At 57.5% G+C, this 18,284-nt stretch carries 14 protein-coding genes and 1 pseudogene; 11 read left to right on the plus strand and 4 right to left on the minus strand.

Annotated elements, in window-relative coordinates:
* Nucleotides 1-55 precede the first annotated feature (55 nt).
* The 9 genes from gbcA (at nucleotide 56) to HS968_RS23315 (ending at nucleotide 12,691) form a co-directional block, all read left to right on the plus strand.
* On the plus strand, nucleotides 56-1,348 hold the full coding sequence (gene gbcA, locus HS968_RS23275) for a glycine-betaine demethylase subunit GbcA (protein ID WP_119694237.1): 1,293 nt from the start codon (nucleotides 56-58) through the stop codon (nucleotides 1,346-1,348).
* 254 nt (nucleotides 1,349-1,602) lie between these two features.
* Nucleotides 1,603-3,246, plus strand: a complete 1,644-nt coding sequence (locus HS968_RS23280; protein ID WP_182368873.1) for a methyl-accepting chemotaxis protein — start codon at nucleotides 1,603-1,605, stop codon at nucleotides 3,244-3,246.
* Between the two features lie 212 nt (nucleotides 3,247-3,458).
* Entirely contained in the window at nucleotides 3,459-4,526 is a 1,068-nt protein-coding gene (locus HS968_RS23285) for a helix-turn-helix transcriptional regulator (RefSeq protein ID WP_182368874.1), read from the plus strand.
* Between the two features lie 15 nt (nucleotides 4,527-4,541).
* Nucleotides 4,542-5,225, plus strand: coding sequence for a P-loop NTPase family protein (locus HS968_RS23290; protein WP_182368876.1), 684 nt, complete (start codon nucleotides 4,542-4,544; stop codon nucleotides 5,223-5,225).
* On the plus strand, nucleotides 5,200-5,688 hold the full coding sequence (locus HS968_RS23295) for a hypothetical protein (protein WP_182368877.1): 489 nt from the start codon (nucleotides 5,200-5,202) through the stop codon (nucleotides 5,686-5,688). Before HS968_RS23290 ends, HS968_RS23295 begins: the two co-directional genes overlap by 26 nt.
* A complete protein-coding gene (locus HS968_RS23300; protein ID WP_182368878.1) occupies nucleotides 5,681-6,475 on the plus strand; it encodes a hypothetical protein in 795 nt (264 codons plus the stop codon). The genes HS968_RS23295 and HS968_RS23300 overlap by 8 nt, the downstream gene beginning before the upstream one ends.
* Nucleotides 6,476-6,609: 134 nt before the next feature.
* Complete coding sequence (locus tag HS968_RS23305) at nucleotides 6,610-8,295, plus strand: dynamin family protein (RefSeq protein WP_182368879.1); 1,686 nt, start codon at nucleotides 6,610-6,612, stop codon at nucleotides 8,293-8,295.
* A 60-nt stretch (nucleotides 8,296-8,355) separates the two neighbouring features.
* A complete protein-coding gene (locus tag HS968_RS23310; protein ID WP_182368881.1) occupies nucleotides 8,356-10,611 on the plus strand; it encodes a dynamin family protein in 2,256 nt (751 codons plus the stop codon).
* Nucleotides 10,604-12,691: a dynamin family protein gene (locus HS968_RS23315; protein WP_182368882.1), complete on the plus strand. Its 2,088-nt coding sequence runs from the start codon at nucleotides 10,604-10,606 to the stop codon at nucleotides 12,689-12,691. The genes HS968_RS23310 and HS968_RS23315 overlap by 8 nt, the downstream gene beginning before the upstream one ends.
* A 100-nt stretch (nucleotides 12,692-12,791) precedes the next feature.
* Here the strand turns inward: HS968_RS23315 and HS968_RS23320 are convergent.
* From HS968_RS23320 to HS968_RS23330, 3 genes and pseudogenes are all read right to left on the minus strand, one after another.
* Nucleotides 12,792-13,121 (minus strand): annotated as a pseudogene (locus tag HS968_RS23320) (hypothetical protein); the annotation flags it as partial.
* Nucleotides 13,122-13,194: 73 nt separating this feature from the next.
* Nucleotides 13,195-14,418 (minus strand): ATP-binding protein, encoded by a 1,224-nt coding sequence (locus HS968_RS23325; RefSeq protein WP_182368883.1) that lies wholly within the window; start codon nucleotides 14,416-14,418, stop codon nucleotides 13,195-13,197.
* A 158-nt stretch (nucleotides 14,419-14,576) separates the two neighbouring features.
* Nucleotides 14,577-15,224: a HEPN domain-containing protein gene (locus tag HS968_RS23330; RefSeq protein WP_182368884.1), complete on the minus strand. Its 648-nt coding sequence runs from the start codon at nucleotides 15,222-15,224 to the stop codon at nucleotides 14,577-14,579.
* 379 nt (nucleotides 15,225-15,603) lie between these two features.
* Here HS968_RS23330 and HS968_RS23335 point away from each other — a divergent pair, with 379 nt between their 5' ends.
* Both HS968_RS23335 and HS968_RS26550 read left to right on the plus strand, forming a co-directional pair.
* Nucleotides 15,604-16,068: a hypothetical protein gene (locus HS968_RS23335; RefSeq protein ID WP_182368885.1), complete on the plus strand. Its 465-nt coding sequence runs from the start codon at nucleotides 15,604-15,606 to the stop codon at nucleotides 16,066-16,068.
* A gap of 67 nt (nucleotides 16,069-16,135) precedes the next feature.
* A complete protein-coding gene (locus HS968_RS26550; protein WP_257786986.1) occupies nucleotides 16,136-16,258 on the plus strand; it encodes a hypothetical protein in 123 nt (40 codons plus the stop codon).
* Between the two features lie 178 nt (nucleotides 16,259-16,436).
* Here HS968_RS26550 and typA read toward each other — a convergent pair whose 3' ends face one another.
* Nucleotides 16,437-18,257, minus strand: a complete 1,821-nt coding sequence (gene typA, locus HS968_RS23340) for a translational GTPase TypA (RefSeq protein ID WP_179622826.1) — start codon at nucleotides 18,255-18,257, stop codon at nucleotides 16,437-16,439.
* Between the last annotated feature and the right edge of the window lie 27 nt (nucleotides 18,258-18,284).

The following is an 18,284-nucleotide window of genomic DNA, read 5'->3' on the forward strand; positions in this document are numbered from 1 at the left end:
CCGTAACAGCCACTTTTTCCGGCAGGCGCACAGCGCCCGCCAATGAGGAGCCACCATGGACTGCACCCAAAACCTGAGCCTGGGCGACCCGCTGGAGCCCGTCCGCAAGGCCACTGCGCAGATGCTGCATGAACGCGACCATACGTTCTCGCTGCCGCAGCCCTTCTACAACGACGAGCGCCTGTTCCAGGTCGACATGCAAGAGATCTTCCATAAGGAATGGCTGATCGCCGGCATGACCTGCGAGATCCCGGCCAAGGGCAACTTCCTCACCCTGCAGATCGGCGACAACCCGATCCTGGTCATCCGTGGCGCCGAAGGCCAGATTCACGCCTTCCACAACGTCTGCCGCCACCGCGGCTCGCGCCTGTGCGTCTCCGACAAGGGCAAAGTGGCCAAGTTGGTCTGCCCCTACCACCAGTGGACCTATGAGCTGGACGGCCGCCTGCTGTTCGCCGGCACCGAAATGGGCGCCGACTTCGACCTCAAGGACTACAGCCTGAAACCCGTGCAGTGCAAGACCGCTGGCGGCTTCATCTTCATCAGCCTGGCGGAAAACCCGCCGGCCATCGACGAGTTCCTCGCGACCCTGGCTCACTACATGGAGCCGTACGACATGGAGAACACCAAGGTCGCGGTGCAGAGCACCATGCACGAGAAGGCCAACTGGAAACTGGTGATCGAGAACAACCGCGAGTGCTACCACTGCAACGGCTCGCACCCGGAGCTGCTCAACACCCTGCTGGAATGGGACGACGTCACCGACCCGCGTGCCAGCCAGGCGTTCAAGGATCAGGTCGCCGAGTGCACCACCCGCTGGGATAGGGACAAGATCCCCTACGCCCACGCCAGCTTCGGCCTGCGTAACCGCATCGTGCGCATGCCGCTGCTCAAAGGCACCGTATCCATGACCATGGACGGTAAGCAGGGCAGCAAGAAGTTGATGGGCCGCATCACCGACCCGGATCTAGGCTCGATGCGCATCCTGCACCTGCCGCACTCGTGGAACCACTGCATGGGCGATCACCTGATCAACTTCACCGTGTGGCCGATCAGCGCCCAGGAGACGATCGTCATCACCAAGTGGCTGGTACACAAGGATGCGGTGGAGGGCGTTGACTATGATGTGGCGCGCCTGCGCCAGGTGTGGGATGCCACCAACGATCAGGATCGCCGTCTGGGCGAGGAAAACCAGCGTGGTATCAACTCTACCGCCTACCAGCCTGGCCCGTACTCCAAGACCTACGAGTTCGGCGTGATCAACTTCCTCGACTGGTACAGCGAGCGCATGCTCAACAACCTCGACGACACCCCGGCACAAGCGCTGCGCCAGGTAGCGGGCGAGTAATGACGCTCAGCCTGCTGCTGGTGATCGGGCTGGCAGCCTACGGCCTGCTGGCCTGTCGCCCCACCGGGCAGTGAAGAAAGCCCCGCCGCTCATCGAGCGCCGGGGCTTTTTCATGACCATTGCAGCCACAGGGAGGCAGCAAGAATTCTCTCGCGACATGGCCACTCGCCATTCAAGTTGTGTCAGATTGTTCCGAAACAATGATGGGGCTGTCGCAAGAACGGCCAGACACTTCTCTAGATGGAACTGACTTCATGCTGTCGCCGCGCTCCCTGAGCTTGCAGACGAAGATTCTGCTGGCTTTCACTCTGGTCAACCTGATTAGCATCGCCACCTTCATCAGCTACGCCCAGTATGTGAAATCCCAGGACATTCGCGCGCAGATGGACAACCGCCTGCGCGCAGCGGCCCATGCGGTACCGCGCCTACTTGGCAATGACTATCTGGAACGCGCGCGTACGACCGACGGCCTGCGGGACGGCGAGTACATGGCACAGGTGCGCAACCTGGGCCAGTACGTTCAGGAAGTCGACCTGAAGTTCGCCTACACCATGATGGTCGACGCCTCCGGCAAGGTGTTCTACCTGTCCGATGCCGCCAGCGAGCAGGAGCTCGCCGGCGGCATCTACGGCGAGCACCTGGAGCAATACACCGATGCCAGCCCCGCGGTGATACAGGCTGCACGCAGTGGCCAGGCACAGTTCGATGAATACACCGACAGCTACGGCACCTTCCGCTCGATCTTCCTACCGATGCGCACCGCCAGCGGACAGCCCTATGTAGTGGGCGTGGACGTCACGCTCACCAGCCTCGAGCAAGCCATCACCGACAGCCTGCACAGCCTGCTGCTGATCGGTGCCGTGACATTGGCTGTCGGCCTGCTGCTGTCCTGGCTGGCCACACGAATGCTGGTTCAGGCGATCCGCCAGCTCACTGGTCAGCTCAACCAGATCGCGCAGAACCGCGACCTGTCACGCCCCCTGGCAGTGACCAACAATGACGAACTCGGCCAGATGGGCACTCGTCTGTCCGGCCTGCTGCAGGATCTGCGACAAACCCTGTCCGGGGCGTTGGGCATGGCAGACAGCAACCAGCAACTGGCCGAGACATTCCTGCACCGAGCCGACGACATCACCCAACAGATCCAGCAGGCAGCCCAGCAACTGGCCGATGTCGACCAACACGGTCACTCGATCCAGCAGGCTGCTGGCGAATCCTCCAGCCATGCTGGCGCGGTGCGACAGAATCTGGAGCGCACCAGTACCGAACTGAGCCGCGCCCACCAGGAGCTGCAGAAGCTGATTGCCGACGTGCACGGCAGCACCCACTCCAGCATCGAGCTGGCCGGCGACCTCGACCGCCTCAGCCAGGAAGCGCAGCAGATCGGCCAGGTGCTGCAGATGATTGCCGGCATTTCCGAGCAGACCAACCTGCTGGCCCTCAACGCAGCCATCGAAGCCGCACGTGCGGGTGAGGCCGGCAGAGGCTTCGCCGTGGTCGCCGATGAAGTGCGCAAGCTGGCCAGCCAGACCCAGAGCGTACTGGCCGACGCGCACAAGGTGATCGATCAGGTCACCGGCGCCATCCGCCAGATCGCCCAACGCATGGGCAGCACCGCCGAGCGCTCGCGTGTCCTGGCAGGCAACGCCGACGAAGCCTTGGACGCCCTCGACACCCTGGTGCGGCAGATGGCCGAAGTGAACCTCAACGTCGAACAGGCGCTGACCAGCAGCGCGCACATCCAGCACGCCGTGGCCGACATGTCCGGGCGCCTGGGCGAGATGCGCAGTGCCTTCGAACACACCCGCCAGGACGTCGACGCGATCAACGACTCCGCCGCCGAACTGGGCAACACCGCACGCAACCTGAAAAGCGGGTTGGGTGTATTCAGAACCTGATTCGATGCTGCCAGAGGCACCCCGCCATACCGTCCTCACTCATGCGCGACACAGCTTGTCGCGCATGCCCTGCAAAATCAGCTAATCGCCAACCGATCCTTATCTGCCCCCTGGCAAAGCCAACTAGCACATAGCCATCAATCAGGGTTAAAGTGCCACTAGCATGACGCCGGATTACCGGCGAAAGGATCAATAAGACAAGGCCGTTGGTCATGCCAGAAGCAAAAGACACGCTGCTCAGACTCTTCAATCTGCTGCGTCTGATACCTGAGTTTCCCCGCTACCACAGCACCTCCACACTGCATGAAAAACTCTGCGAGCGTGGCTTCTCGGTCGACTTGCGCACAGTTCAGCGCGACCTGCAAAAACTCTCCACGCCCTTCAACCTACTGGTCAAAAACGAAGACGAAAAAGAGCACGGCGCCAAACACTGGTGCCACTCGCCAGACGCGCCCATCGATCTGCGCGACATGGAGCCCTCTACAGCGCTGGCACTGTACCTGGCCGAAAGCCACCTGCAAAACCTGCTGCCGCAAAGCGTCCTCGACCTGCTCGCACCGCAATTCAACAGGGCACGCAACAGCCTGAATAGCCACAGCGAAAACAGCCTCGCGCACTGGGCACAACGCGTGCGTGCCCTACCCAACAGCAAAGCCCTGTTGCCGGCCGAAATCGACAACACCGTCTGGCAACACGCCTCCAACGCCCTACTTGAAGGCAAGCAGTTACGCGTTCACTACCTGAGCCGCAGCAAGGGCGCTACCAAACCGCTGTTACTGCACCCAGCCGGCCTGATCTCGCGCCACTCCATCAGCTACCTGATCGCCAGCGTCGACGGCTACGACGACCTGCGCCAATTCGCCCTGCACCGCATCCAGCAGGCCGAAGCCTTAAGCGAGCCAGCACGCGAACGCCCTGACTTCGAGATCAGCCACTACATCCGCCAGGACCTCAACAGCGCAGCCCCCATCGAGCAGGTTGAACTGATCGCCGACGTCTCCCCGCAGATCGCCTGGTTACTCGGAGAAACCCCACTGAGCCCGGAACAAAGCCTGGAACCACTGGAAGGCAGCGACTGGCAACGCCTGCGCGCCAGGGTGCCGGATGATCAGGAGACGCTTTGGTGGGTGTTTGGGTTGGGGGAGAACGTGCGGGTGCTGGAGCCGAAAAGCTGGGTTGACACCATCCAGGGACGATTGGCCAAGCTAGAGCAGCTTTACACACCATACGCAATCTCTGAGCCCACCAGTGTTACCACTACAGCCAGCAACATAACCTAGATAAAGGCAAACATTATGCTTCCGTTCATCATCGCCGGGGTCGCATTAACCAGCCTAGCCGCTGCGGCAACCGCCTACTACAAACGCAGCGGAGACAAAGAAGACAAGCCTACTAAAGCATCCCTCGGAGATATCGCAATATGGGGCCAACAAGACGCAGGCAAGACCACATTCATTGCCTGTTTACGTGGAGCCCCTCCGACCTCTGACAAAAAAGAACAAACATCTTCTATCAGGCGCTATAGCAAATTTAAAGTTACCAGTCGCGACGGACAGCCCCATGAAATCCAGGAGCTGCTAGACATGCCCGCAGGAGATGACCGCCTAAATAACTGGCTAACCGAAATAGAGACCAGGAAGCACATTTTCTACATAATAACGCTGGCCAAATTTGACGATACAGAATATTTCCGCAAGGTCAGAACCGATATCGCACACACGGTGGAAAGACTGAAAATATCCAATAAAGAAAGTAAGCGCATCCATATAATTGGAGCACACTTGGATAACTCGAAATGGAAAGACTTCGAGCCCTCGCGTGTAAGAGAAAAAATCCTTCAGGACGACGGTATGCGCGAAATCCGGGAGCACCTCGGGAAGGTGGCCGGCTATTTTTATGCTGCCAACCTGCTAGATCCGAGCAGCGCTACTCGTTTGATTGAGGACATTATCGATGACTGCGCAGCACAACTGCCGTAACAACGTCTATTTGTATGCGCAGAGCCTGGATAACTCGGGAAAAAATCCATGTTTGAGCAGCAAGGATCCCGGCGAATACCGCGAATTAGAAACCGACGCACCAGAACGCGCTACGTTATTGCGAATCAATGATAGTCTGTCGAACTATGGCCGGCACTGGAGACTTGGTACCAGCAGCCTCGATTGCCGAATAGGTCATCACGGTGACTGCCTTATAACCGTAAGGCCTTTGACACGAGATCACAGCGGGCGCCTAGCCCCCGTCATTTTGATATTCAATATTTGGGACGATCAACGTCGGCTTGCCCCCGCCGCACTAGAGGACGGCAGCAAGCTGATGAGGCGTGAACTTTCTGCCGATCAATTGCACGACATTACTCGCCTAAAGCAGGTCATGCGCTGGCCGTCATTGTTAATAGCACTTCACACCCTGATTTTCTCTCGGAGAACATCCCATGATTGAGCCGTACACGCAGAAAATATTCTTCGTTGACAATGAACTGCTTGCAGATCTAAAACAAGACTCGATTGTGGAATACAAAAATTTCATGACACCACAGATAGACAGTAGGATGATCGTCATTCCTGATCTTTCTGCGCAACAGATCAATGAGCTAATCACCTACGTACCAGCTACCGAGATACGCGTAGGCAATGTTCTCGCCAAAACTGGTTACACCAATCAATTTGGCCCTCTGGACGAGTTTGCTGGTGACCATGCAACCCGTAAATTCAGGATCTGGGTTCAATTATGCATCGCATTGGGCGCAAAAAAGGTAGCAGTCAAGAACATTGAAAAGATCCACATTCAAAATCAGGATCAATCCGACATCAACGTCGATGGAAGCCTAAAAGCACCCGTAGTGTCTGCCGATGCCTCATTCAAACGGAAAACAAGTGAGGAAGAAAACGCGATTAACGAGAAGATCCTCAGCCTGGCAGCCGAAGCAACTGGCGGCGAACCTGATCTCGCTGCAGCCGAAGAAATCTTGACGTTCTACGACCTGCACAAAGATGACATGTTCCGGAGCATGTACGAAATGCGCAGAATCAAATCAAACACGCTCCTCAGGCATGATTTTACACTTGACCTTACTCAGGATATGAAACGTATGTTTGATGCGTCCACTAAGGCCAAACTAAAAGTCATGAGCAAAATATGCAAAGGCGGTATTGACGCAAGCGTTGTGAATAAATCTCTTGAGAAGTCTCAAACCGCATTGAAGCTCTCTATCGTTGTCGAATTTTAGCGATAGCTGGTTAGGGGGCGGCCTGCCCCTTTCTTCGCCCCAAACATCCATAGGTCATCCCACGCCTACTGAGCTGGGGATAATCGTGATCCGCCCCTCACTGCTCTACTAACCGATTGGCATACGGAATCTCCATGCTCAAAGCACAAAAACACCTTCTAAACCTCTTGCATAACACCCGAGAGCTAACTGAAAAAATCAAAGCAAATAGCGTGAGCATTCCTGACGAGCCCCAAAGCACTCTAGAACTACAGGAAGCAATTCAAAATCGAGAACTATTGATACCCGTGGTTGGTGCATTTAGCGCAGGGAAGTCTACTCTGCTCAACACCATCATTGGTCGCAAAATCCTGCCTACAGATATTCGACCGGAAACTGCTATTCCCAGCGAGCTACGCTATGCCAGCACTGAACGATTAGAAGCTCTATTCAACGATGGCCATAGTGAAGAATTTCCTCTTGATCAGCTATCAATGATCCAATCTCGGGCAGCCGAGCTTCAATTGGTTCGCGTGTATATCGACAGCCCCTCATTGAAGGTGCTCCACCCTTTAGTGCTGGTCGATATGCCAGGTTTCAACTCGCCACTGGACGCACACAACAAAGCCATCGCTCACTACATCGGTAAAGGTTGCCATTACCTGTTCGTGGTCAGCGTGGAAGAAGGATCACTGCACAAACAAATCCTTCGCAACATGGATGAGGTCAGCCATCTCGGCCGTAGCTTCTCCGTTTGCCTCAACAAGACCGATCTGAAACCGCTTAGCGATGTGCAAGGCATCAGTGACTACATCATCGAACAACTGGAAGACGAAGGTTTGCCCAGCATTGTCTGCACCGTCAGCCAAAGCGATAACGCCGACATAGAACATATGCTCAGCGACATCGAACCTGACGAGCTGTTTCGCTCACTGTTCCTACCCGTACTACAGCAACACAATCTCGCGCTGGACAACTTGCTGAGCACCGCTCTTGGCAGCTTGCAAAATGATCAAGCCAGCAACACCCGCAAAATAAATGATCTGGAACAAGCCCTACATGGCTTGGAAAAAGAGCGCGACCGTCAACATCAGGCAGCCCGCAACGGTAACCTGGATGAGCAGGTAAACAACGTACTGCATCATGTTCGCAACCAGTTGGCAGGTGCCATCGACGATATGGCGCGAGCGGCCCTGCGTAGCCAGGACGATCTCTCCCGCATCATCTCCGACGAGGTACGCAGCAGCCTGACCAGCAGCCTGAAACTTGCCACCGACGGCATCTCTGCGCAGATGGTGCAGGACTTCTGCCAACGCACCAACAACACGCTGGACTGCCAACTGCACCTGTCACAGAACTGGACGGACAGCCTGCTGAGTACTTTACAGGCACAGTTACTACCCAACTTGTTGTCGATGCTCGATAGCAAGCAGAGCAGGCTGCCGACAGGTGCCTTGACTACGATCTCCATCGCTGCCGGCCGGTTCATTCCTATCCCGATCCTTCAAGTCGCAACAGCCCTCCTACCCAGTATTCTTGGGGGCATCTTCGGACGTATCAGTGAAGGGCAGAAGCTGGAACAGGCCAAAACAACCATCCGTGATCAACTCCTACCGGATGTAGAACGCCGGCTGCGCCCAGAGATCGCCACTTTCCTGAGCCAAGCCCAGGAGCAGGCTTTGGGCATGCTCGCGGATGCCTTCGACAAACAGATCAAGGCACAGAAAGACGTGCTCGAACAGCTCAATCAGGAGGCCAGTGCTGCCAACCGGGAAGCCCTTATCGCCCTTCTGAAAGACTCCACCGCAGAACTACGAGCACTGGCGCAAACCCATCTTTGAACCATTCGTACGGCTCGTAGCCCTTTGCCAGCCGTACCCTCCTTCGCTCAAGGCCACGCTATGACTCTGGAACAACGCATCGAACAACTCACCAGCCGCATGCAGAAGCTCAACGACATAGTGGCCAGATACCCCGGCCCCGGCTTCACCGACGGCATCTTTGACAGCGAAGCGGCTCCGATCAAACCTGAAACCCTACGCCACGACGCTCTGGCCATGGCCGAGGAAGGCCGCAATCTGCGCGTCGGTATTATCGGACGGGTCAAGGCGGGCAAGTCATCTCTGCTCAATGCCCTGATGTTCGAGGGTAAGGATGTACTGCCCAAAGCTGCCACGCCCATGACCGCCTCGCTGACCGTACTCCGGCATACGCAGCAAGAGCAGCCCTATGCCGAGGTGGAGTACTTCACCCAGGCCGATGTCGAAGATATGCACCTACTGGCCGAGGAATACGACGCGCGCTTCCAGCAGCTACTTGAAAAAGCCGTCAAAGAGGCTCAGGAGAAAGCGGCTCGGCCCGGAACCAGGGCCACTACTGTCAGCGACCCCGAGCGGATCAAGAAGAAAATCACCAACGAGCTGAACGCAGATCCGCGCCTGGGTGGGGCCAAGGATATGTACGCACGCATCGAGGCCGCTGGCGGCTTGCTCACCCACGACAACCAGCCACAACGCATCGACGGGCATGACATCGACGACCTGCAACAACGACTGAGCGATTACGTCGGCGCAGAGGGCAAATTCACCCCCTTCACCAAATGCCTGTCGCTCTATCTACCGCTCCCCGCCCTGCAAGGCGTGGATGTCGTGGACACCCCCGGCGTCAACGATCCCATCCGCTCCCGTGAAGAGCGCACCATGGAGGAGTTGCATCGCTGCGACGTGGTATTCGTGGTCAGCCCTTCCGGTCAGTTCCTCAACCAGCAAGACATGGAGCTAATGGGCCGCCTGGCCTACAAAGACGGCGTACGCGAGGTGTTTCTGGTCGCCAGCCAGATAGACGGGCAGATGTTCGGTAGCGAGCGGGAAAAACACGGCGGCCGTCTGAACAGCGTACTGGAGGGATTGCACCGGACGCTCGCGGAACAGGCAAGAAACACCCTGGAAGCCCTTCCCAGCGGTAACCACGGCCTGGATACCCTGAAGCGTCAGTTGAGCAAACGTCTGGTCGTTACCTCCAGCGTCGCCTACGCACTCGCCACCCAGCCAGAAGCATCCTGGGACGAAAACACCCGCCATGTCGGCGGCCTGCTGAGCCGCAACTACCCGGAGGAATGCACAACACTGAGCGCAGCCAGCCAGCAGCTCGGAGCCATGGCCGGTATCAGCCAGAGCCGACACACGCTCGAGCTAGTCCTTGACCGCAAACAGAGCATTACCGAAGAGAAGATCGACGCATTTCTCGTAGGCCAGAGCCAAGCTTTGCAGCGCTGCCTCACCCAAGCACCGCAAGTGGTCGGAGAGAATCGTGACGAGTTGCTAAATGCCAAGGCGGATAGCCTCGAAGCACAGCTTGAGCAACTCCAGAAAATCCGCTCTAGGGCCGTCAGGGTCACCAACCTAGCTGTTGATACTACGGCCGAAAAAGTCGCCGACGGCCTTTCCAACAGAATAGGCGGCGAGATACAGAAACGGATTAATGTTCTTGAACAGACAACGGCAAGCGCCAAGAGCAGCTATACCCGCTCATATGAAGTAGACCGCGATGGGCTAGTCGCCTGGGGGGCTAGGCTTTTTGGAGTAGGCGGAAAAGAGAGTCGCAGCGAGACAGTCAAAACTATCAATGCCACAGAAATCCGTAATGTCCTGCAAAAAGTTCACTCGGAATTTTCCGAAATTCTGACAGTAGAGGTCAACAATGCTCGCGAGGGACTGACTACAACCTTAGAAAAAGCCATTCTGGAAGCTCTGCGCAACGCCGAAGAGAAGATAGACAAAGACATCGACAGCCTGCGTCTAGCCGAATCTGTCCATGCGGCGGTGAAGAATCTCAGATACTTCGACACCCCGACACTGCCGCCACTGCCATCAGCACTTATGCAAAACGGCACGCTCAAAGGCAGCGAGGCACGAGAGTTCGAAGAAATGGCACTGAGCTACTACAACGGTAAGCTCAAAGCCGACGCCCGAGAGCAGTCGGGAAGAATTACCAGAGAGTTTTGTACGCGCCTGGAAAATGCAGATATTGGCAGCAAGCTGTTCGCTCACTACGAAAGCCATCTCAACGGCATCAAGCAACAGATTCAGCACCGGGATCAGACTCTGCAACGCTACGACCAACTCCTGGCCGAATTGAAGGAGTTGCAGCATGTCTGAGCAACTGCTGTTCCCCCAACTTGCACCGAGCCTGGAACGCCTTAAAAGCCTCTGGCCCTGGGGCCGCAAGGCGCTGGTGCTGGACATACAGCAGCAGGTTGCAGAATCGGACGAACACAGTGTTCGCATGCGTCTTCACCTTCAGGCCAGCGAGGCCGAACTGCTGAAGATCAATGGCGAACTGGGCCTTGCCAATACGCAGCTGGGGCAGTTGCAGTCCTCTCACCAGCAGTTGCAAACAGAACATGCCGAGCAGACCCGGCAATTGTTCGAACGCACTCACGAGCACAACCTGCTGACTCAGGCGCACACAGAGCAGCAAGCCACGCTAGCGAAGTTGCAGACGGAACATACCGACCAGACCCAGCAATTGCTCGAACGCACTAACGAACACAATCTGCTGATTCAGACACACGCAAAGCAGCAGGCCGAGCTTGAGAAACTGCAAGCCATCCACGCTCAACTGGATGCCGCACATACCCAACTACAAGCCCTGCATAGCACTCTGGAAGAAACCCACGGCCAGTTACGTCACGACCATTCAGAGCTGGGGCAGCGCCTGGCCACACGCAACAATGCTTATGAACAGTTGCAAACCGAACATGAACAGTTGCGCCAACAAGCCGAACAGCACCTGACCAAACTGCAACAGACCCTTGCCTGCCTCGGCGCGCTGCAAGAACAACATGCACAACTTCAGCAAGCACATAACGCCTTACTCGAAGCACAACTCAGTCTGCAAGAGGATCACGAGCAACTGCGTGGCGATCACCGTAAGCTGAGCGAAGACGCCGAGCTGGTCAAAAAGCGCTACAGCCTGGTCTGCAACATCCTCAACAGCAAACCTGCAGAAAACCCAGCGCTGGCGGAGCTAAAAACCTGGCTAGCAGAGAGTTTCGCCCAAGACGTACAACGCCTTGAACTGCCCGCCGATATCACTACCGCGGCCCTGCAACAGGGTCAATCCATCGGTCTGCACGTAGAGCTGCTGAGCCACTCCCCGGCCCTGCGCAACAAATTCCTGGTCGCCGTGGCCGGCGGATTCAGCAGTGGCAAGTCGTCCTTCGTCACCAGTTTCATGCGTAAGGAAGAGTCCCAGCTCCTGGCAAAAGGTATCCAGCCGGTGACCGCTATACCAACCTATGTGATGCCAGGCTCGGCGCTCTCCATCCAGGGACATACCAGCAAGGGTGCACATGTTGAACTGTCTAGGGAGGAATATGCCGAGCTGACCCACGATTTCATTTCCAACATGGGTTTCAACGTCAAGGACGTCATGCCCCATGTAGTTATTGAGTCGTCCATGCCAAGCCTCGAGCACCTGGCCTTTGTCGATATGCCCGGCTACGATCCCGCGGCCTCAGCCTCGGCCGACACTCTTGCCGACCGAGGCACTGCCAGTGCCGCCCTAAGCGAGGCACACGCCGTTATCTGGCTCGTCGCCCTCGACAGCAACGGCACCCTGCCAGCCAACGATCTGGAGTTTCTGGTTAACCACGCCGATAACCGCCCTCTGTACGTGGTACTCAACAAAGCAGATCTACGTCCGCTGTCAGCCCTACGGGACGTGCTCGACGAAATCCAGCAACACCTTGAAGACTACGACCTGCCCTACGAAGGCATCAGCGCCTACAGCTCGGAAAACCGCGAAGAAATCCTCTACTACGGCAAAAGCCTGAACGAAATCATGCAGGAGTGGGATCGCCCATCCTCCGCAGAGAAAGAACTGCACAAGGAGTTCGACGCCGTAGTGACAGCACTGGATCAGGCATTCAGCCAACAGCATCGCAAAGGCCAAGAAGCCCACGACTTGCTCCACTCACTGGAACTCGACTTCATGCAAATGGTCGGCTCCGAAGCAAAGATTTTCCAGACGGCACGGGAAAGGCTCGGCCAGTTGAAAACAGCCCTCGCCGAGACCTCCAGCGATGACGCCCAAGATAAACTGGAGAACATGCGTAAACGCGGGCATGACTTGCTGCGAGACAACTGCGATACCGACCACGTCATCCCCCGCAGCAAAAAAGAGCGGATACAGGATATTGCCTCCACGCTCGAGCAGATCATCAATCGAAGATAGATCCGCCGACGGATCACAATCCGTCATCAGCAACTACCAGCACGCAATCGTGCTGGTAGTTGCTGATCGTTCGGCCGAGCATCAAGCACTCCACGACTCCCTACCGAACCACCACCGGATAACAAGCATCCCCCCACAAGGTATCCGCACTATCCATCATCAACTCGATGATCAGCTGCACGAGCTTGCTCAGCAGGCTCGTGCAGTCGCGTAGCTGGTCGCGGTTGACCGAGCCGTTCCAGGTGGCACCGCCGTGGATGAGCTGGTTGCGCAGGGTGTACAAGCGGTTGAACAGCACGCCGAGCAATGCCGGTGTGTTGCCACTGGCCAGTGCCTGTTGCGCCGCGCGTTTGCCACTGGCGAAACGGTTCTTCCAGGTAGCCTCATCGATCTTGCCACTCTGGTGCTCCCAGAAACTCTGGAACACATGCAGAACCGGCAGAACCGGGACAGACCACGATATTCTGCGTCGAGAACCGTGGCCTGAACCAAATTACCCGAACTTATCTAGCCCCCCACACCCCCCCCATCGGCACCGCTACCAACTGCTCATCGAAGCGCACAACCTGCTCCCCGGTATAAAACAGCACGCCGCGCTTGAATTGCTCGGGCGCGGTTTCACGCAGGTGGCGCAGGCCATTGAAGTCTTTGCTGCTGATACTGGTGGCGGCTTTTACTTCGATACCGACCAGTTCATTGCGACGGTTCTCCAGCACGAAGTCCACTTCAACGCCCGTGGACGTTCGGTAATGCATCAACCGCGTACGCGCCTCAGCCCAGCTCTGGTGCTTGGCCAGTTCAGCATGGATGAAAGCCTCCACCAAATCGCCGGGCAAGCCCAGGCCCGCCTTCAGACTGACCTCCCCCAGCCCTTGCAGATGCGCCATCAGGCCGTGGTCGGAGAGGAATAGCTTGGGCGATTTCTGCAGGCGTTTGCCCAGGTTGGACGACCAGGCTGGCACTTGGCGAATCAGAAACAGGGTTTCCAGCAGCGCCAGGTAACGCTTGAGCGTGGTCTGAGGGATACCGGAGCTACGTGACAATTCGGCGGCATTCATCAGACCACCACTGCGCGCTGCAAGCAGTTGCAGCAGACGCGGCAACTCGGTCAAACCTTCGATCTGCGCCAGGTCGCGCACGTCTCGTTGCAGGATGGTCGCCAGGTAGCTGTCGAACCAGGCCTCCCGGCGACGTCCACTGCTACGTCCCAGCGCTTCGGGGTACCCACCGGCCAACAGGCGCCCAATAAAATCGCCACGCTCGAATGGATAGTGATCGGCAAAATCTCCCGAGAACAGACGCTCGATCAGGCTGAACGGCTGCCTGGCTATCTCGCATTGCGCCAACGGCCAAAGCTCCAGCACTTCCATGCGTCCAGCGAGGGAGTCGGCTATTTGCGGCAACAGCAGAACATTGGCCGAGCCGGTCAGGAGAAAGCGCCCAGCACTGCGCTGCTGATCAACCGCCGCCTTGATCGCCAGGAAGATGCCGGGGGCTCGCTGTACTTCGTCGAGGCAAACCGGGCCATCGAGCCCGGCAATAAAACCGAAGGGATCAGCCTGCGCAGCCGCCAGCACAGCTGGATCATCGAAGGTGAGATAGCGCACATCGGGGCGCAAGCTGCGCACCAGCGTACTCTTGCCCGTCTGCCGGGCACCATTGACCAGTAGCACGGGCGAGTCGGTCAGGGCCTCAAGAGCGAAGGATTGAATATTCCGCGGATACATAGATGTAAATCCACCCAGTTAGTGGATGAAATTACACCATATATGTGGTTGATTTTACATCTTAACAATTCAGACTTCGCAATCGCATGACGGGGCTCGTTTGAGTGGGTAGCCGCACAGGAATGATCACCAAGGTTGCGGTATTTAGCGCTCCACCCTCACTTCACCACCGGATAACAAGCATCCCCCCACAAGGTATCCGCACTATCCATCATCAACTCGATAATCAGCGGTACGAGCTTGCTCAGCAGGCTCGTGCAGTCGCGTAGCTGGTCGCGGTTTACCGAGCCGTTCCAGGTGGCGCCGCCGTGGATAAGTTGGTTGCGCAAGGTGTACAACCGGTTGAACAGCACGCCGAGCAATGCCGGTGTGTTGCCACTGGCCAGTGCCTGTTGCGCTGCACGTTTGCCGCTAGCGAAACGGTTCTTCCAGGTAGCCTCATCGATCTTGCCACTCTGGTGTTCCCAGAAGCTCTGGAACACATAGGGGTTGTCCAGCAGCACGCGGATGCTGCCGGAAAACTCCTGCCAAACCAGTGCGTCGATGCGTTTGGCCTTGTCCAGCGTGCAAAGCTTCTGCAGGAAGGCCTTGAAGGTTTCCTGCTCGGAGAGCCGCAGATGATCGTCGATCTCGGTGGCGTAAGCCGCATTGAAGGCGATCCACAGGAAGATGAAGCGGCCATCGAGATCGTCAGCCTGTTCGGCGCGGTCGAGCCAACTCAAGGCACGATGTACACGTAAACGCAGGTTGGAATGTTGAGCGTCACGCTCCTGACGATGGCGCTGTTTGAGCTCCTGAAACGACATGTTGCCTCCTTTGACTGATGGCCAAACCATATCAAAGGAAGCCGTGCAGGCGGCACTGATTTCAGCGACGCGACAACAGCGACACGATCTGTCGCGCCCCCGGCGCAGAGTACTTCCCATAACGAGCAAGGGAAGTCGCTTCATGCCAATACCACCTCAGCCACGCACATTCCGCTGCCCTGCCTGCAACTGGCAAGGCACCACGATTCCATTGAGCGACTGCCTCATGATCGGCATCGACTGGCACAGCACCTGCCCCAAGTGCCATAGCGACGCTCTCGACTCCCGAACCGCAACGCGCAGTGAAATCATGAAGAAGCGCCTGAGCGACTTTCTGCGCCCCCGCCACGCCTGATTCAACACAACGGAGAGAAACATCATGCAAGGGAAGATCACACTGCTGCTGTGCAGCCTGTTCGTCTGCAGCACGACCAACGCAGGAACCTACGAATGGACATCCGGCTGGGGCATGGGCGTCAGCGAGCATCTGGTCGATGACGGCAATGGTAATGAGTTGAACATTTCCTGCCCGGACTACGAGGAAGATGGTGCCGTGCGCGCCTACGCCACCATCGCCGGCAAACAGTACAGTTCGGAAGAAGGTGCGATGTCGGGCGAGCGCAGCTTCGACGTGATCGTCGATGGCGAGCATTACAGCAACCCCTTCTTCACCGACTGCCGCGCCTGTGCTGCCAACTTCCCCGGCTTCTGGAAGGCACTGCGCCAGGCCAATCGCCTGCAACTGGTGGCCGGCGGACACACGATCAATCTGCCGACAACCAATATCAGCAACGTTCTAGCGCCACTCGACAGCCCGGAAAACAGCTGTCGTTCGGCCTGGTAGGAACAGCGATGGGAAAGGATATGGCCTGGAAATAAGCCCATCCTGCCTGAGATAACTGGAGAGCCTTATGCTGAAAAACATCCTCGCCACCATTGGCCTCGCGGTCGTGGCCAAAGCTGCTTATGAACACTATTGCGAATATCGCGAGCTGAAGCGCGAGCGGGAGGAACGCGAAGGCAGACCGGCATAACAGATGTAGTTATTGCAGGGGCTAGATCTCTGGTATCGCTACGCTCAACCCAAGCTACGGCCTATCAGCCTCACACCGGCAGGATCGCCCGCAAGCGGGCTCCGACAAGAAACAAAAAGCCCCGCCAGATCGCTCTGGCGGGGCTTTTCATTTACAACTCGACGCTATCCGATGGCGATTAGGCCTTGGCTTTCTTGGCAGCGCGGGTGCGCTCGCCTTCGTCGAGGATCTTCTTGCGCAGACGGATCGACTTCGGTGTCACTTCGCACAGCTCGTCATCCTGGATGAACTCCAGAGCCTGCTCCAGGGTGAAGCGAACCGGCGGTACCAGGGCGATGGTTTCGTCCTTGCCCGAAGCGCGCATGTTGTCGAGCTTCTTGCCCTTGGTCGGGTTCACGCCCAGGTCGTTGTCGCGGCTGTTCAGGCCGACGATCTGACCGTTGTAGATTTCCTGGCCGTGCTCGACGAACAGCTTGCCGCGCGCCTGCAGGGTTTCCAGGGAGTAGGTCAGCGCCTTGCCGGTGTCGATCGACACCAGTACGCCGTTCTGGCGGCCAGACATGCTGCCCGGCTTGACGGTGTCGTAACGGTCGAAGATCGAGGTCAGGATGCCAGCGCCGTTGGTCAGGGTCAGGAACTGGTTACGGAAACCGATCAGACCGCGAGCCGGGATGTTGTACTCCAGGCGCACACGGCCCTTGCCGTCCGGCGACATGTTGGTCAGGTCGCCCTTACGCAGACCCATTTCTTCCATGACCTTGCCCTGGGATTCCTCAGGGATGTCGATGGTGACGTTCTCGAACGGCTCCTGCTTGACGCCGTCGACTTCACGGATGATCACTTCCGGACGACCAACACCCATTTCGAAGCCTTCGCGACGCATGGTTTCGATCAGTACCGACAGGTGCAGCTCACCACGGCCGGAGACCTTGAACTTGTCGGCGCTGTCGCCTTCTTCAACGCGCAGGGCCACGTTGTACAGCAGCTCCTTGTCCAGACGCTCCTTGATGTTGCGGCTGGTGACGAACTTGCCTTCCTTGCCGCAGAACGGCGAGTCGTTGACCTGGAAGGTCATCGATACGGTCGGCTCGTCGACGGTCAGCGGCTTCATCGCTTCGACGTGGTTGATGTCGCACAGGGTGTCGGAGATGAACAGCTGATCCATACCGCTGACACAGACGATGTCACCAGCGGTGGCTTCTTCAACGTCAACGCGGTGCAGACCATGGTGGCCCATCAGCTTGAGGATACGGCCGTTACGCTTCTTGCCGTCGACGTCGATGGCAGTGACCGGAGTGTTCGGCTTGACCTTGCCACGAGCGATACGGCCAACGCCGATGATGCCGAGGAAGCTGTTGTAGTCCAGCGCGGAAATCTGCATCTGGAACGGGCCGTCGAGGTCGACGTTCGGCGCCGGCACGTGGTCGACGATGGCCTGGTACAGTGGGGTCAGGTCTTCGGCCATGTCGGTGTGGTCGAGACCGGCGATGCCGTTCAGGGCGCTGGCGTAAACGACCTGGAAGTCGAGCTGCTCATCGGTAGCGCCGAGGTTGTCGAACAGGTCGAAGATCTGATCCATGACCCAGTCAGGACGCGCGCCCGGACGGTCGATCTTGTTGATCACGACGATCGGACGCAGGCCGGCTTCGAAGGCCTTCTTGGTCACGAAGCGGGTTTGCGGCATCGGGCCGTCCTGGGCGTCGACGACCAGCAGTACGGAGTCGACCATGGACATCACGCGCTCGACTTCGCCACCGAAGTCGGCGTGGCCGGGGGTGTCGACGATGTTGATGCGGTAGTCGTTCCACTTGATGGCAGTGTTCTTGGCCAGAATGGTAATGCCGCGTTCTTTTTCCTGGTCGTTGCTGTCCATCACGCGCTCGTCGTTGAGCTCGTTACGTTCCAGGGTGCCGGACTGACGCAGCAGGGCGTCGACGAGGGTGGTTTTGCCATGGTCGACGTGGGCGATGATGGCGATGTTGCGCAGATTTTCGATCACTGTGTGTATCTCGATCAGAGGATTCGG

This window comes from Pseudomonas berkeleyensis (assembly GCF_014109765.1).
Lineage (GTDB): Bacteria > Pseudomonadota > Gammaproteobacteria > Pseudomonadales > Pseudomonadaceae > Aquipseudomonas > Aquipseudomonas berkeleyensis.